The following is a 14,695-nucleotide window of genomic DNA, read 5'->3' as shown; positions in this document are numbered from 1 at the left end:
CCGCCCCTCTCCGCCCCCCCCCCCCCCCCTCTCCTCCCCCCCCCCCCCCCCCCCCCCCCCCCCCCCCCCCCCCCCCCCCCCCCGGGCCCGGGTCCAGGACCGGCGGCCTAGTCCGAAGGGCCCCGCCTGGTTGCGCCCCGCGTCCGAGGCGCCCGGGGCGGTCCGGTTCCTACGTTGGGATCACCGCCGACGCGGGCGGACGGAGCCGAGGGGACGGTTGTCATGCCGGTAGCGATCATCACGGGGGCCTCGAAGGGGCTGGGGCGGGCGCTGGCCGAGGCGCTGGCCGCGCGCGGCTGGGATCTGGTGCTGGACGCCAGGGGTGCCGCGGTACTGAAGGAGACGGCGGACGCCGTCGCGGGGCACGGGACACGGGTGGCGGCGCTGCCCGGCGATGTCACGGACGCCGGGCACCGGGCCGGCCTGGTGGCCGCCGCGCGGGAGCTGGGCGGGGTGGACCTGCTGGTGAGCAACGCCAGCGCGCTGGGCGCCGAGCCCCTGGTGCGCCTGGGCGAGCTGCCCCTGGCGGGGCTGCGCCGGGCGCTGGAGGTGAACGTGGTGGCCGCGCTGGGCCTGGTCCAGGAGGCGCTGCCGCTGCTGCGCGAGTCGGCGGCGGGCGCGGTGGTCACGGTCAGCTCGGACGCGGGCGCCGAGGCGTACGAGACCTGGGGCGGCTACGGCGCCTCGAAGGCGGCTCTGGACCAGCTGGCGGCCGTGCTCGGCGTGGAGGAACCGGGGCTGCGGGTGTGGGCGGTGGATCCCGGGGACATGGCGACCGGGCTGTACGCGGCGGCCGTACCGGACGACGACGATCCACGGCCTGCGCCGGAGTCGGTCGTACCGGCCTTCCTTCGGCTCCTGGACGAGCGGCCGGCGAGCGGGCGGTACGGGGCGCCGGCCCTGGTGGAGGGGCGATGACGACGGTGGCGCGGGTGCCCGGGGAGCTGTCCGCCCGGGTGCCTGCCGAGCAGCGCGGGCCGGGACTCGAGCGGGACGCCGTGCGGCTGCTGGTGTCGCGCGGGACGGCGGTGTCGCACCACGCCTTCGCCGAGCTGCCGCGCCTGCTGCGGGCCGGGGACCTGCTGGTGGTGAACACCTCGCCGACGCTGGCGGCGGCCGTGGACGGACGCGTCGGGCACGCGCGCGTGGTGGTGCACTTCTCCACGCGCGGGGACGACGGGCGGTGGGCGGTCGAGCTGCGGGAGCCGGACGGGAAGGGGACCACGCGCGCGCGTGCGGGTACACGCGCGGGGACTGAGGTACGGCTGCCCGGGGGCGGACGGCTGTTCCTGGAGGAGCCGCTGAGCGCGCGGGGTGAGCGGCTGTGGTGGGCGCGGGCCGCCGCGGACGTGCGCGGGGTGCTGCGGGAGCACGGGCGGCCCATCCGTTACTCCTACACGGACCGGGACCAGCCGCTGTCCGTGTACCAGACGGTGTTCGCGCTGCCGTCGGCGGACGGGGCGGGCAGTGCGGAGATGCCGAGTGCGGCCCGGCCCTTCACGGCGCGGCTGGTGGCGGAGCTGGTCAGCCGTGGGGTGCAGTTCGCGCCGATCACACTGCACACGGGGGTGTCGTCGGGGGAGGCCCACGAACCGCCGTACGCGGAGCGGTTCGCCGTGCCGGAGGCGTCGGCACGGCTGATCAACAACGTGAGGGCGGGTGACGGAAGGGTGATCGCCGTGGGGACGACCGCCGTGCGGGCCGTGGAGTCGGCCGCCGGTGGCGAGGGGGTGGTGCGGGCGGCCGCGGGGTGGACGGAGCTCGTGGTGACGCCGGAGCGCGGGGTGCGGGTGGTGGACGGGCTGCTGACCGGGCTGCACGAGCCGGAGGCCTCGCATCTGCTGATGCTGGAGGCGGTCGCCGGGCGGCCCGCGGTCGACCGCAGCTACGAGGAGGCGCTGCGCGGTCTCTACCTGTGGCACGAGTTCGGCGACGTGCACCTCATCCTGCCGCAGGAGGACCCTCACACAGAGGATTGCGTCAGCAACTCCCGGTGAGATTGATGTACGGACGATGTGAGGCCGCACATAGGGCGCACATCACGTACGAACGGACATAGGAGATAAAGGGTCACGGCGCGAACGGGGCAGACGTTCCAGTCTGTCCCGATTTGCCCATCTGGGCTCCACTACCGCGGTTCGTACGTCACGTCTTTGCCACAGCATTTTGCGGCCGCTAAGAATGGCTGCCGTCGCTCAGCACCGCGGGTTCCCCCGGCGGTGTTCGTGCAGGAGGAGCCGGTCTCCCCCGCGGACAACGAGCGACTCCGCGCTATTCGAAGAGGTCCACAGCTATGCCCAAGCACGCCCACAGTCCCACCCTGACCAAGCACCACAAGATCGCGCTCGCCGGTGTCGCCACGCTCGGCGCCGCCGCCCTCGCCTTCTCGGCCGTGCCCAGCAACGCCGAGGCGACCGCCTCCGGCGCCCCCGAGACCGCCGCCAAGGCGGCCTACGGCACCACGCAGGTCAAGGACGTCACGGGCAAGGTCACGGACCGGCTGGCCCTGCAGAGCGTCAAGGTCGAGGCCATCGCCGCCAAGACGAAGGCCTCCGCCCACCAGCTGCACGCGGCTCACGCGAAGAAGGTCCACGCGGCCCACGTCGCCCACGTGAAGCAGGCCCACGCGAAGAAGCTGCACGCCGCCCACGCGAAGCACGCCGCCGCCGTCAAGCAGGCCGCCGCCAAGCGCGCCGCCCAGCAGGCCGCCAGCCGGTCCGCGCAGCGCCCGCAGATCCAGCAGGTCGCCGCGAAGACCTACGCCAACAACCTCGACGGCTGGATCCGCCAGTCCCTGGACATCATGCACTCCAAGGGCATCCCGGGCTCCTACAACGGCCTGTACCGCAACATCATGCGGGAGTCCTCCGGCAACCCCAACGCCATCAACAACTGGGACATCAACGCCATCAACGGCATCCCCTCCAAGGGGCTGCTCCAGGTCATCCCGCCGACCTTCGCCACCTACCACGTGGCCGGCACCTCGTGGAACATCTACGACCCGGTCGCCAACATCACGGCCGCCTGCAACTACGCCGCCCACCGGTACGGCTCGATGGACAACGTCAACAGCGCGTACTGAGGCCTGCGCGGACCTCTTCACGTACATGCCGAAGGGCGGCACCCCACTGCGGGGTGCCGCCCTTCGGCGTCCTGGGGGCACCGGCGTGCTACTTGCGCATGACCTCGGGCTCGTGACGGCGCAGGAAGCGGGCCACGAGGAAGGCGCAGACCACACCGAGGGCCATCAGGGCGACCATGTCCAGGGTCCAGGCGCCGGCGGTGTGCGCCCACAGCGGGTCGTCGGGCTTGCCCTTGCCGGGCGGGGCGATCCCGTTGAAGTCCAGGGTGGCGCCCGCGGCGGCGACGGCCCAGCGCGACGGCATCAGGTACGAGAACTGGTTGACGCCGACCGTGCCGTTCAGGGCGAACAGGCAGCCGGTGAAGACGACCTGGATGATCGCGAACATGACCAGCAGCGGCATGGTCTTCTCGGAGGTCTTCACCAGGGCGGACATCACCAGGCCGAACATCATCGAGGTGAAGCCGAGCGCCATGACCGGCAGGCAGAGCTCCAGGAGCGTGAGGTGGCCGAAGACCACGCCCTCCGCCGGGATCTTCCGGCTGGCGAAGCCGATGACGCCGACCAGCAGGCCCTGCAGGACCGTGACGATGCCGAGCACGAAGACCTTGGACATCAGGTACGCGGAGCGGGACAGGCCGGTCGCGCGCTCCCGCTCGTAGATGACCCGTTCCTTGATCAGCTCACGGACGGAGTTCGCGGCACCGGCGAAGCAGGCGCCCACCGCCAGGATCAGCAGGACCGTGGTGGCCGTGCCGTTCGGGACGGGCTGCCTGGTCGCCGGATTGATCTCCGTGTTGACCAGCAGGTCCTTGCCCGAGTCGATGAGCAGGCTCACCGAACCGAGGACCAGCGGCAGCACGACCGTCAGGATCAGGAAGCCCCTGTCGGACGCGATCACCGACACGTACCGGCGCACGAGCGTGGCGAACTGCGACATCCAGCCCTGCGGCTTCTTCGGCTTCATCGCCTGCATGGGCGGCATCTGTACGGCCTGCGGGGCAACGGCGTCGATGTCCGCGGCGTACATCTGGTAGTGCTGCGAGCCCTTCCAGCGGCCCGCCCAGTCGTAGTCGCGGTAGTTCTCGAAGGCGGAGAAGACGTCGGCCCAGGTGTCGTAGCCGAAGAAGTTCAGCGCCTCCTCCGGCGGGCCGAAGTAGGCGACCGCGCCGCCCGGCGCCATCACCAGGAGCTTGTCGCACAGCGCCAGCTCGGCCACCGAGTGGGTGACGACGAGGACCGTGCGGCCGTCGTCGGCGAGCCCGCGCAGCAGCTGCATGACATCGCGGTCCATGCCCGGGTCGAGGCCCGAGGTGGGTTCGTCGAGGAAGATCAGCGACGGCTTGGTGAGCAGCTCGAGGGCCACCGACACGCGCTTGCGCTGGCCGCCGGAGAGCGAGGTGACCTTCTTCTCCTTGTGGACGTCCAGCTTCAGCTCGCGCAGCACCTCGTCGATGCGGGCCTCGCGCTCCTCGGCCGTGGTGTCGGCGGGGAAGCGCAGCTTGGCCGCGTACTTGAGGGCCTTCCTGACCGTCAGTTCCTTGTGCAGGATGTCGTCCTGCGGGACCAGACCGATGCGCTGGCGCAGCTCGGCGAACTGCTTGTACAGGTTGCGGTTGTCGTACAGCACCTCGCCCTCGTTGGCCGGGCGGTAGCCGGTCAGCGCCTTGAGCAGGGTCGACTTGCCGGATCCGGACGGGCCGATGACCGCGATCACGGACTTCTCCGGGACACCGAAGGAGACGTCCTTGAGGATCTGCTTGCCGCCGTCGACCGTGACGGTCAAGTGGCGTGCGGAGAAGGAGACTTCACCGGTGTCGACGAACTCCTCGAGCCGGTCGCCGACGATCCGGAAGGTGGAGTGGCCGACGCCCACGATGTCGTCCGCGTCGAGCAGCGCGCTGCCGCCCTTGGTGATCGGCATGCCGTTGACGTACGTGCCGTTGTGCGAGCCTAGGTCGCGGATCTCCATGCGGCCGTCGGGCATGGAGTGGAACTCGGCGTGGTGCCGCGAGACCTGCAGGTCGGAGACGACCAGCTCGTTGTCCAGGGCACGGCCGATGCGCATCACGCGACCGATCGAGAACTGGTGGAACGTGGTCGGGCTGCGGTCGCCGTAGGCCGGCGGCGCCCCCGCGCCACCACCGGAGGCCATCGCCGCAGCGCCCTGCTGCTGCGGGATCACCGACGGGGCCTGCTGCCAGCCCTGTTGCGGAGCCGGCTGCTGCACGGCCGAGGGCTGCGGAGCGGGCGGCTGGGACCAGCCCGCTCCGCCCGCGCCCTGTGCCGCGAACGGCTGCTGCCGGGGCTGCGGTTGGGCGACGACGGCCGCCGCGCCGGAGAGGCCCAGGCGCGGTCCGTCGTTCGCGTTGCCGAGATGGACGGCCGAGCCCGGGCCGATCTCCGAGCGCTGGACCCGGCTGCTCTGCACGAAGGTGCCGTTGGTACTGCCGTGGTCCTCGATGACCCAACTACGGCCGTCGAACCTGATCGTGGCGTGCCGCCAGGAGACCCTGGCGTCGTCGAACACGATGTCCCCCTGCGGATCCCGTCCGAGGGTGTATGACCTGGACGGATCGAGCGTCCAGGTACGTCCGTTTGATTCCAGTACGAGTTCCGGCACTCCAAGCCCCATGAGTAGTCCCCCGAGTTACCCCATCCACGGGGAGTCTAGGGATGTCGAACATCGTCGGGAACTATTTCAGGCTCGGCCCTCTGACCGAAAGCCGGGCCTTGTGGCGGCTTCGGACGAGCGCTTCAACTCTTTCCGTTGACGGGGTTGAAACCGGGCCGGAGAGTGGTAATCCACGCGAGGGGGACAAGCGCGGCGGAGTGGTCCGGCGCGGCTGCGGATCGGGGGGGCCTGCCATGAGTACTGGTGCGTCCGGTACGGGTACCGAGCACGGGAGGCACGGCGGGCGGCTGCCGTGGGCCGACATCCTGCTGTCCTCGACAGCTGCCGTGAGCTGGGCGTTGATCGGTATGGCGGGTACGGCGGCGCTGGGCCTGCATCTGCTGAGGGCCGACGCGGCGGGCTCACTGGGCCCGATGACCGCGGCCGTTGTGGCGCTCGGGGCGGGTGGTTCGGTCACCCCTGACGGGGATCTGTCCGCTTTCGGCCTGAAGGGGGCGGAGGCCGCCACCGCCATCGAGATCACGCCACTCGGGGTGAGCCTGGTCGGTGCGCTCCTTTTGTCGTGGTTCTTCTTACGGTCCCTGCGCACGGCCGGAGTTGTGATCTCCCCGGCCGAACTGCTGGCCCGTGCGGGCTCGGTGGTGGTGCTGTTCGTGGCGGTCCTGGGCGGACTGGCCTGGGCGGGGCACTCCGTCGTGACGATCGACGGCGGTGCGCTCGGCCTGGACAGGCTGACGGGTGGCGGAAGCGGCGGCGGAAGCGGCGGCGGGCTGAAGATCCCCGGCATCGGTGACATCGGCGGACTGCTGCCGGACCGCCTCGGCGATCTCGTGCACGCGAACGCGGCGGTCGGCTTCAGTGTGGACACGACGGCGACCCTGCTCGGCGGACTCGGCTGGGCGGCGGGCGTCCTGCTGATCGCCCTGCTGGCCTCGCGCCGCACTCCGCTGCCACCCGGCTGGGCGGCGGTGCACCGGGTGGTACGGCCGGCGGCCTCGGCGCTGGTGACGGTGCTGCTGGTGGCCGTGGCGGCCGGCTGGGCGGCGGCGGCCTACGCGGCGATCGGCGATCCGCACCCGGCCCGGATCATGGGCGCGGCCCTGCTCGGCGCCCCGAACGGCGTCTGGCTCGGCATCCCGATCGGGCTCTTCGTCCCCTTCGACGGCAGGGCCACGGGCGTCCTGACCATGTTCCTGCCGCACCCCCTGGACGAGCTCCTGAACTCCAGGTCCGACCAGTCGGTGACGCTGGGCCACCTGGCCGGCCTGGACGGACGGGTGTGGCTGCTGGGGGTCGCGGCGGCCCTGCTCATGCTGCTGGCCGGGGTGTTCACGGCGGTGCGGACGCCGGTGGGGCGGACGGCGCCCGGTTTCGCCGGGCGGTGTGCCGTGCGGCTGGGCATCGCCACCGCGCTCACGCTGCCGCTGCTGGCCTGGCTGGCGGACGTGTCGGTGGACGCCTCGCTGTCGGTGCTGGGCTTCGACGCGTTCGGGGCGGGGATCCAGCTGCACGGGGAGCTGGGCATGGCACTGCTGCTCGGCGCGGTCTGGGGTGCCGCGGCGGGAGCCCTGGGCGCGCTGCTGGCATGGGTGACCGGGGCGGCGGGGTCACGGGCGGCTCCGCTGGCACTGGGTGACGGCGCGGCGGGCGGCGGACCTGCCCGTCAGGGGGCCGACCGGGCTCCGGGGCTGGTCGGGAGCGGGGCGGCGGGGCCGTACGTACCGGGTACGCCGTACCGGCCGCCGAATCCGAACACGAACCCCTATCTCCGGGTGCCGGAGGAGCTGCGGACCCCGGAGGAGAGCCGGGCGGGTGGCGGCCCTTCCGACGCGCCTCCGTCCGGCTCGGGCGATGTGTACGGCGCCCCCACCGTGGCGCGCCCCTTCGAACCGCCACCCCGATCCGCACGGCCCCGGCCGGGAACGCGGCGGCCCGACGGTCCCCAGAGCGGTCCGGGGGCCGGGCCCCCGCCGCCGCCTCCTCCCCCGCCGCCCCCTCCGCCGCCCGGTCGGCCACGGAGGTGAGGCCGGCACGTGGACCGCGCCTTCCGCGCGGGTCACGGAGTGTCCGCCGCGTGCGTGTCGGGGCGCCGGACCGTGCGTGAAGGCTCGGCGGGGTACGTCCCGGCCCCGGCCGCGGACATCGCACGCACGCTCGTTCGTAGGGCGGCGGCAAGGCGTCCGACACCGGCCCGACATCTATTGTTCCGTGTCCGTCAGGCGGACCACCTGCGCCGCAGGCACTGCGTGCCGGTTACCTTGGTTACACCATGAGCGATCCGCAGACCTCCGAGGTCCCCACTCTCCTCGTCAAGATTTTCGGCAAGGACAGGCCGGGCATCACGGCCGGCCTCTTCGACACTCTTGCCGCCTACATGGTCGACGTGGTCGACATCGAGCAGGTCGTCACGCGTGGCCGCCTGGTGCTGTGCGCGCTCGTGACCCACCCCCCGGCGGGGCTCGAGGGCGACCTCAGGGCCACCGTGCACAGCTGGGCCGAGTCGATGAAGATGCAGGCGGAGATCATCTCCGGCCACGGCGACAACCGCCCGCGCGGCCTCGGCCGTTCCCTGGTCACCGTCCTCGGCCACCCGCTGACCGCCGAGTCGACGGCCGCCATCGCCGCCCGGATCGCCAAGACCGGCGGCAACATCGACCGTATCTTCCGGCTCGCCAAGTACCCGGTGACCGCGGTCGAGTTCGCGGTGTCCGGCGTGGAGACCGAACCACTGCGCACCGCCCTGGCCTCCGACGCGGCCGAGCTCGGCGTGGACATCGCGGTGGTCTCGGCGGGCCTGCACCGACGGGCCCAGCGGCTGGTCGTCATGGACGTGGACTCGACGCTGATCCAGGACGAGGTGATCGAGCTCTTCGCGGCGCACGCCGGCTGCGAGGACCAGGTCGCCGCGGTGACGGCGGCCGCGATGCGCGGTGAGCTGGACTTCGAGCAGTCGCTGCACGCGCGCGTGGCACTGCTGAAGGGGCTGGACGAGTCGGTCGTGCAGAAGGTGCGCGCGGAGGTCCGGCTGACGCCGGGCGCGCGGACCCTGATCCGTACGCTGAAGCGGCTCGGCTACCAGGTCGGCGTCGTCTCCGGCGGTTTCACCCAGGTCACCGACGACCTGAAGGAGCGGCTGGGCCTTGACTTCGCCCAGGCCAACACGCTGGAGATCGTCGACGGGAAGCTGACCGGCCGGGTGACCGGCGAGATCGTGGACCGGGCGGGCAAGGCGCGGCTGCTGCGCCGGTTCGCCGCCGAGGCGGGCGTGCCGCTGGTGCAGACGGTGGCCGTCGGTGACGGGGCCAACGACCTCGACATGCTGAACGCGGCCGGCCTCGGGGTCGCCTTCAACGCCAAGCCGGTGGTCCGCGAGGCCGCGCACACGGCGGTGAACTTCCCGTTCCTGGACACGGTCCTGTATCTGCTGGGCGTCACCCGCGAAGAGGTCGAGGCGGCGGACACCCACGACGAGAGCTGAGCGCCGTCCGGCCGGTGCCGGACCCGCGGGCCCGGCACCGGTCTCCACGGTGCCGGGCCCGTGTCGTGTCACGTCGGTGGCGGTGCGGTGGTACCAGGTCTCACTCGGACGGTGCCCAGTAGTCCGCGAGCGTGGCGGCACCGGGTTCCAGGGCCTTCCAGGAGCCCTCGTACGTCAGGACGGCGAAGGCGGCGGCGGGAAAGCCCCGGCGGTCCATCCGCTCACGGGCGTCGGCATCCGCGCCGCCGGCGAGGATCTCGGCCAGGCCGTGCACACCGGGGTTGTGGCCGATGAGGATGACGGTCTGCACGTCGTCGGGCACCTCGTTGAGCACGGCGATCAGCTCGCCCGGCGAGGCCTCGTACACCCGCTCCTCGTAGACGGTTTTCGGCCGGTGCGCGAGCTCGTGGACGGCGAGCTTCCAGGTCTCCCGGGTGCGCACGGAGGTGGAGCACAGGGCCAGGTCGAAGGTGATGCCGCTGTCCGCGAGCTTGCGTCCGGCGACGGCGGCGTCCATTCGGCCCCGCTCAGCGAGCGGTCGCTCGTGATCGGTCACCTGTGGCCAGTCGGCTTTCGCATGGCGGAAGAGGACAATCCTGCGGGGTTCTGCGACGCTCATGGCACCCAGCTTCGCATGAAACAGGCCATCGGGCGCAGGGAGTTGACATGCGCCTCCGCCCGGTCCGCGGGGCGCCGCGCCCCCGGCATGGCCTAGCGGGAGACGAGCTGCTGGGCCCGCTCGAAAAGGTGGGTGACGGCGGGGTCCCCGCCGGCCGCCTGGGCGTCCGCCGGGTTGAGTATCAGGATCAGCAGGGCGGCGAAGGCGAGCGCCGGAAGGGCCAGCGCCCACCAGGGGAGCCGGATGTCGACGCTGCCCGGGGTCGCCGGGTGGGACCGGGTGTGCGCTGGGGCCGGCATGATCGCCTCCGATGGATCCGGGGTCTGTCGGCCGCCCTCGCGGCCACACCTCGAAACTACGGAATCCGCGGTCGCCGCCCCATCCGGTGACCCACCCACTTGACCCTGACCCTCACCCCCTAGGGGATGGGGGTGCTAGCCCCACCATCCCCGCCGCGGGGGCGGTGGCCGGCCGTGGTCAGGGTGACGCGAGGGTCGCGATGACAGCGATGACGATGAAGATGGCGAAGAACGAGCCGAAGACGATCAGCATCTTCTTCTGACCGTTCTGGGGGTTCGGGTCGAGCACTGGCATGGGGCCAGTCTGGCACCTCCGGGAGGGCACGGACCGCGCGGGGTGGCCACGACACGGCCGACAGCGGCGGACACGGGCGGCAGGGGGTGCCAAGGGGCGGCGGGAGGCGGCGGGGCCCCGGCGTGGCTCAGGCGGTCAGGCGGTCGCGGCCGCCTCGTCCTCCACGATGCGGTCACGGCCGGCCAGAACGCCGACGGCCATCTGCGGGATCATCAGGCCGACCATGAGGGCGATCGGCAGGCCCCAGCCGCCGCTGTGCTGGTAGAGCACGCCCACCAGCAGCGGGCCGGGGATGGAGATCAGATAGCCGGTGCTCTGGGCGAAGGCCGAGAGCTGGGCGACGCCCGCGCCGGTCCTGGCCCGCATCCCGACCATGGTGAGTGCCAGCGGGAAGGCGCAGTTCGAGATGCCGAGCAGGACGGCCCAGGCCCAGGCGCCGCCCGCGGGCGCGAGGTACAGGCCGGCGTATCCGGCGAGGCCGCAGACGCCGAGTGCGATCACGATCGGGCCCTGGTGCGGCAGCCGGGTGGCCACCCGCGGGATGACGAAGGCCAGTGGTACGCCCATCACCATGGTGACGGCCAGCAGCAGTCCGGCCGTGCTCGCGGAGACGCCGGCGTCCCGGAAGATCTGCGCCATCCAGCCCATCGTGATGTAGGCGGCCGTGGCCTGGAGCCCGAAGAACACGGCGAGCGCCCAGGCGGTACGGCTGCGGGTGATCCGCAGGGCGGGCTGCTGCCGCTCCGTGCGCGCGGGTGCCTCGGCCTCGGGTGCCGGTGCCGTTCCGCGGCCGCGGACCAGCGGAACCCACGGCAGCACCGCGACCGCCGCGAGCCCGGCCCAGGCCGCAAGACCGGTCTGCCAGCTGCCGCCGAGGGCGTCGGTCAGGGGCACGGTCACCGCGGCGGCCACCGAGGTGCCGGCGGCGAGGGCCATCGAGTACAGGCCGGTCATGGAGCCGACCCGGTCGGGGAACCAGCGCTTGACGATGACCGGCATCAGCACGTTGCTGACCGCGATGCCCATGAGCGCGAGCGCGCTGCCGGCCAGGAACCCGGCGGTGCTCCCGGCGTACGGCCGTATCAACAGGCCGGCCGTGACGGCCGCCATGCCCGCGCAGACCACGGCCGCCGGGCCGAAGCGGCGGGCGAGGCGGGGGGCGGTGACACCGAAGACGGCGAAGCAGAGCGGGGGCACCGAGGTGAGCAGTCCGGCCACGCTGCCGCTCATGCCGAGGCCGTCGCGGACCTCCTCCAGGAGCGCGCCGAGGCTGGTGATGGCGGGCCGGAGGTTGACGGCGGACAGCACGATGCCGACGACGACCAGCCGTGTCGTCCACGCGCGCGTGGCGGTCACGGGGCTCCTTCCGGATGTCGTCGTCCGTGCTGTCGTCGGGGTCGCGTTCTCGGTTTCCCTGCCTACCATGAGGCCTATCATAGAATCATGGGATGAATGGTTGTCCATCCCCGGGCGGGCCCGGCCACTCCCGCCGGGCCCTCGCGTGCGAAGGTGTGTCATGCCTCTGAGCCATCCGCGCCGCTCGGCGCTGTCCGAGCAGGTCATCGCCGCGCTGCGGAACCAGATCACCTCGGGTGAATGGCCGGTCGGCTCCCGCATCCCCACCGAGCCGGAGCTGGTCGAGCAGCTCGGGGTGGCCCGCAACACCGTCCGGGAGGCCGTCCGGGCGCTGGCGCACAACGGCCTGCTGGACATCCGCCAGGGCTCGGGGACGTATGTCTCGGCCACCAGTGAGCTGGCCGGCGTGATGCATCGCCGGTTCGCCGGGGCCGACCCCCGGCACATCGCCGAGCTGCGCTCCACGCTGGAGTCGTCGGCCGCCCGGCTGGCCGCGGCCCGCCGCACGGAGAAGGACCTCAGGCAGCTCGACGCCCTCCTGGCGCGCCGCGAGCAGGCCTGGCGGTCGGGCGACGCGGAGGCCTTCGTGACGGCGGACGCGACCCTGCACCTGGCCGTGGTGGCCGCCTCGCACAACGACGTACTGACGGCGATGTACGCCGACCTGGGCGAGGTACTGCGGGAGTGGCTGCGCGCGGACGTCGGCGCCGAGCTGACGCCGCAGTCGTACATGGACCACACCCGGCTGGTCGAGGCGATCCGCGCGGGTGACGCGGACGCGGCCGCCAAGGAGGCGGCGAGCTACCCGTTCCTGTGCCGTCCGGACCGGTTCAGCTCACCTTCTGGTGACTGATCCACACCGCGCGGACGTCCTTCCAGCAGCGGCCGGAGAGCCGTACGGTCATCGCCGGGCCGGTGTCGACCGGGGGGCCGTCGGTGTCGATGTCCCACCACTGGGCGCACTCGATGTGCAGCCGGACCCGGTCGGTGTCGACGTAGGGGTTGTGGCAGTAGGCCACCACGTGGGAGCCGCGGACGGTGGTCCGGCACGAGGCGCCGAACAGCTGCGGGGCCGGCTGGTGGCCGTTCGGCACGCGCGCGTGGGACTCGGCGGCGCAGGGCAGCGACACCACGAGGGCGAGGGCCAGGGTCACCGGGGCCAGGCTGCGGGAAAGGCGCACAAGGGGGACCTCCTCGGCCGGGCTGGGGAGGGGCATCGCGCGGTGCACGCGCAACCAGGGCGTGCCGCCGCGTCTCCAGGGTGCGCCGCCCGGCGGGTGATCACCCGGCCGGTGGGCCGAACGGGTGAGGCCCGTGCCCCTCGCGGGACACGGGCCTCGACGAGCCTGTGCGGGTCAGGCGCCGATGGCGTGCAGACCGCCGTCCACGTGGATGATCTCGCCGGTGGTCTTCGGGAACCAGTCGCTCAGCAGGGCGACGATGCCCTTGCCCGCCGGCTCCGGGTCCTTGAGGTCCCACTCCAGCGGGGAGCGGTGGTCCCAGACGGCGGCCAGGTCGCTGAAGCCCGGGATGGACTTGGCGGCCATGGAGCCGATGGGGCCGGCCGAGATGAGGTTGCAGCGGATGTTCTGCTTGCCCAGGTCGCGCGCGATGTAGCGGCTGGTGGCCTCCAGGGCGGCCTTGGCCGGGCCCATCCAGTCGTACTGCGGCCAGGCGTACTGGGCGTCGAAGGTGAGGCCGACGACCGAGCCGCCGTTCTGCATCAGCGGCAGGCAGGCCATGGTCAGCGACTTCAGGGAGTACGCCGAGACGTGCATGGCGGTGGCGACGGACTCGAACGGCGTGTTGAGGAAGTTGCCGCCGAGGGCGTCCTGGGGGGCGAAGCCGATGGAGTGGACGACGCCGTCGAGACCGCCGAGCTCCTCGCCGACGAGGTCGGCGAGGCGGCCGAGGTGCTCGTCGTTGGTGACGTCGAGCTCGATGACCTTGGTGGGCTTCGGCAGCTTCTTGGCGATGCGCTCGGTCAGCGTGGGCCGCGGAAACGCGGTGAGGATGATCTCGGCACCCTGCTCCTGGGCCAGCTTGGCCGCGTGGAAGGCGATGGAGGACTCCATCAGCACACCCGTGATCAGGATGCGCTTGCCCTCGAGGATTCCACTCATGGTGATCAGTGACCCATTCCCAGTCCGCCGTCAACGGGGATGACGGCTCCAGTGATGTACGAAGCGTCGTCCGAGGCGAGGAACCGCACCGTCGCGGCGACCTCCTCGGGCTCCGCGTACCGGCCGAGCGGCACCTGAGACACGATGGTGGCGCGCTGCTCGTCGGTGAGCACCTTGGTCATGTCGGTGTCGACGAAGCCGGGCGCCACGACGTTGAAGGTGATGTTGCGCGAGCCCAGCTCACGGGCGAGGGACCGCGCGAAGCCGACCAGGGCGGCCTTGGAGGCGGCGTAGTTGGCCTGGCCGGGGCCGCCGTAGAGGCCGACGACCGACGAGATGAGGACGACCCGGCCCTTCTTGGCGCGCAGCATGCCGCGGTTGGCACGCTTGACGACCCGGAAGGTGCCGGTCAGGTTGGTGTCGACGACCGAGGTGAAGTCCTCCTCGGACATCCGCATGAGGAGGGTGTCCTTGGTGATGCCGGCGTTGGCGACCAGGACCTCGACCGGGCCGTGCGCCTCCTCGATCTCCTTGTAGGCCTGCTCCACCTGCTCGGAGTCGGTGATGTCGCACTTGACGGCCAGGACACCCAGTTCCTTGAGAACGGCCGGCGGCTCACCGGAGCGGTACGTGACGGCGACCTTGTCGCCGTTGTCGGCGAAAGCACGGGCGATGGCGAGGCCGATGCCCCGGTTGCCTCCAGTGACGAGAACCGAGCGGCTCAACGGATCACCCTTTCGATCGGTCTGACAACCCGCCCGAACAGCTGGCATGACAGGCGGCTTCATCGAAAACCTATCGGTCCCGC

Annotated in this window: 14 protein-coding genes; 6 read left to right on the top strand and 8 right to left on the bottom strand. The window is 72.0% G+C overall.

The window, feature by feature from the left end; genetic code table 11:
* Window positions 1-222 precede the first annotated feature (222 nt).
* The 3 genes from ACZ63F_RS12870 (at window position 223) to ACZ63F_RS12860 (ending at window position 3,082) form a co-directional block, all read left to right on the top strand.
* On the top strand, window positions 223-918 hold the full coding sequence (locus tag ACZ63F_RS12870; protein ID WP_469710483.1) for an SDR family NAD(P)-dependent oxidoreductase: 696 nt from the start codon (window positions 223-225) through the stop codon (window positions 916-918).
* Entirely contained in the window at window positions 915-1,997 is a 1,083-nt protein-coding gene (locus ACZ63F_RS12865) for an S-adenosylmethionine:tRNA ribosyltransferase-isomerase (protein WP_469710481.1), read from the top strand. The genes ACZ63F_RS12870 and ACZ63F_RS12865 overlap by 4 nt, the downstream gene beginning before the upstream one ends.
* Window positions 1,998-2,293: 296 nt before the next feature.
* Complete coding sequence (locus ACZ63F_RS12860) at window positions 2,294-3,082, top strand: transglycosylase SLT domain-containing protein (protein ID WP_469710479.1); 789 nt, start codon at window positions 2,294-2,296, stop codon at window positions 3,080-3,082.
* Window positions 3,083-3,170: 88 nt separating this feature from the next.
* On the opposite strand, the gene ACZ63F_RS12855 is transcribed toward ACZ63F_RS12860, so the two are convergent.
* Entirely contained in the window at window positions 3,171-5,705 is a 2,535-nt protein-coding gene (locus ACZ63F_RS12855) for an ABC transporter ATP-binding protein/permease (protein ID WP_469710547.1), read from the bottom strand.
* Between the two features lie 245 nt (window positions 5,706-5,950).
* On the opposite strand from ACZ63F_RS12855, the gene ACZ63F_RS12850 reads away from it, so the two are divergent.
* Both ACZ63F_RS12850 and serB read left to right on the top strand, forming a co-directional pair.
* Window positions 5,951-7,741: a streptophobe family protein gene (locus tag ACZ63F_RS12850; RefSeq protein WP_469710477.1), complete on the top strand. Its 1,791-nt coding sequence runs from the start codon at window positions 5,951-5,953 to the stop codon at window positions 7,739-7,741.
* Window positions 7,742-7,986: 245 nt separating this feature from the next.
* Window positions 7,987-9,195: a phosphoserine phosphatase SerB gene (serB, locus tag ACZ63F_RS12845; protein ID WP_469710475.1), complete on the top strand. Its 1,209-nt coding sequence runs from the start codon at window positions 7,987-7,989 to the stop codon at window positions 9,193-9,195.
* Window positions 9,196-9,295: 100 nt separating this feature from the next.
* Here serB and ACZ63F_RS12840 read toward each other — a convergent pair whose 3' ends face one another.
* The 4 genes from ACZ63F_RS12840 to ACZ63F_RS12825 form a co-directional block, all read right to left on the bottom strand.
* The gene (locus ACZ63F_RS12840; RefSeq protein WP_352360384.1) at window positions 9,296-9,814 is read right to left on the bottom strand and encodes a SixA phosphatase family protein; all 519 of its coding nucleotides are present in this window, start codon (window positions 9,812-9,814) and stop codon (window positions 9,296-9,298) included.
* 92 nt (window positions 9,815-9,906) lie between these two features.
* The gene (locus ACZ63F_RS12835; protein ID WP_469710472.1) at window positions 9,907-10,113 is read right to left on the bottom strand and encodes a hypothetical protein; all 207 of its coding nucleotides are present in this window, start codon (window positions 10,111-10,113) and stop codon (window positions 9,907-9,909) included.
* Window positions 10,114-10,291: 178 nt separating this feature from the next.
* The gene (locus ACZ63F_RS12830) at window positions 10,292-10,408 is read right to left on the bottom strand and encodes an SGM_5486 family transporter-associated protein (RefSeq protein ID WP_089107830.1); all 117 of its coding nucleotides are present in this window, start codon (window positions 10,406-10,408) and stop codon (window positions 10,292-10,294) included.
* A gap of 135 nt (window positions 10,409-10,543) precedes the next feature.
* Entirely contained in the window at window positions 10,544-11,845 is a 1,302-nt protein-coding gene (locus tag ACZ63F_RS12825) for a CynX/NimT family MFS transporter (RefSeq protein WP_469710470.1), read from the bottom strand.
* Window positions 11,846-11,924: 79 nt separating this feature from the next.
* On the opposite strand from ACZ63F_RS12825, the gene ACZ63F_RS12820 reads away from it, so the two are divergent.
* Window positions 11,925-12,617, top strand: a complete 693-nt coding sequence (locus ACZ63F_RS12820; protein ID WP_351958527.1) for a FadR/GntR family transcriptional regulator — start codon at window positions 11,925-11,927, stop codon at window positions 12,615-12,617.
* Here ACZ63F_RS12820 and ACZ63F_RS12815 read toward each other — a convergent pair.
* The 3 genes from ACZ63F_RS12815 to fabG form a co-directional block, all read right to left on the bottom strand.
* On the bottom strand, window positions 12,595-12,945 hold the full coding sequence (locus ACZ63F_RS12815; RefSeq protein WP_469710467.1) for a hypothetical protein: 351 nt from the start codon (window positions 12,943-12,945) through the stop codon (window positions 12,595-12,597). The two genes, ACZ63F_RS12820 and ACZ63F_RS12815, sit on opposite strands and share 23 nt — an antisense overlap.
* A 174-nt stretch (window positions 12,946-13,119) precedes the next feature.
* Complete coding sequence (gene fabI / locus ACZ63F_RS12810; protein ID WP_046727988.1) at window positions 13,120-13,887, bottom strand: enoyl-ACP reductase FabI; 768 nt, start codon at window positions 13,885-13,887, stop codon at window positions 13,120-13,122.
* Between the two features lie 5 nt (window positions 13,888-13,892).
* Window positions 13,893-14,612: a 3-oxoacyl-[acyl-carrier-protein] reductase gene (fabG, locus tag ACZ63F_RS12805; RefSeq protein ID WP_469710465.1), complete on the bottom strand. Its 720-nt coding sequence runs from the start codon at window positions 14,610-14,612 to the stop codon at window positions 13,893-13,895.
* Window positions 14,613-14,695: the final 83 nt, after the last annotated feature.

The sequence above is a fragment of the Streptomyces sp. NPDC104761 genome (genome assembly GCF_055583445.1).
Note: the sequence above shows the minus strand (reverse complement) of the source record. Positions and strands in the feature narration are given on the sequence as shown.

Excerpts from the sequence above, each read along its gene's own strand:
- ACZ63F_RS12870 (WP_469710483.1), top strand. The coding sequence starts at position 223 with ATGCCGGTAGCGATCATCACGGGGGCCTCGAAGGGGCTGGGGCGGGCG.
- ACZ63F_RS12865 (WP_469710481.1), top strand. The coding sequence starts at position 915 with ATGACGACGGTGGCGCGGGTGCCCGGGGAGCTGTCCGCCCGGGTGCCT.
- ACZ63F_RS12860 (WP_469710479.1), top strand. The coding sequence starts at position 2,294 with ATGCCCAAGCACGCCCACAGTCCCACCCTGACCAAGCACCACAAGATC.
- ACZ63F_RS12850 (WP_469710477.1), top strand. The coding sequence starts at position 5,951 with ATGAGTACTGGTGCGTCCGGTACGGGTACCGAGCACGGGAGGCACGGC.
- serB (WP_469710475.1), top strand. The coding sequence starts at position 7,987 with ATGAGCGATCCGCAGACCTCCGAGGTCCCCACTCTCCTCGTCAAGATT.
- ACZ63F_RS12840 (WP_352360384.1), bottom strand. The coding sequence starts at position 9,814 with ATGAGCGTCGCAGAACCCCGCAGGATTGTCCTCTTCCGCCATGCGAAA.
- ACZ63F_RS12835 (WP_469710472.1), bottom strand. The coding sequence starts at position 10,113 with ATGCCGGCCCCAGCGCACACCCGGTCCCACCCGGCGACCCCGGGCAGC.
- ACZ63F_RS12830 (WP_089107830.1), bottom strand. The coding sequence starts at position 10,408 with ATGCCAGTGCTCGACCCGAACCCCCAGAACGGTCAGAAGAAGATGCTG.
- ACZ63F_RS12825 (WP_469710470.1), bottom strand. The coding sequence starts at position 11,845 with ATGATAGGCCTCATGGTAGGCAGGGAAACCGAGAACGCGACCCCGACG.
- ACZ63F_RS12820 (WP_351958527.1), top strand. The coding sequence starts at position 11,925 with ATGCCTCTGAGCCATCCGCGCCGCTCGGCGCTGTCCGAGCAGGTCATC.
- fabI (WP_046727988.1), bottom strand. The coding sequence starts at position 13,887 with ATGAGTGGAATCCTCGAGGGCAAGCGCATCCTGATCACGGGTGTGCTG.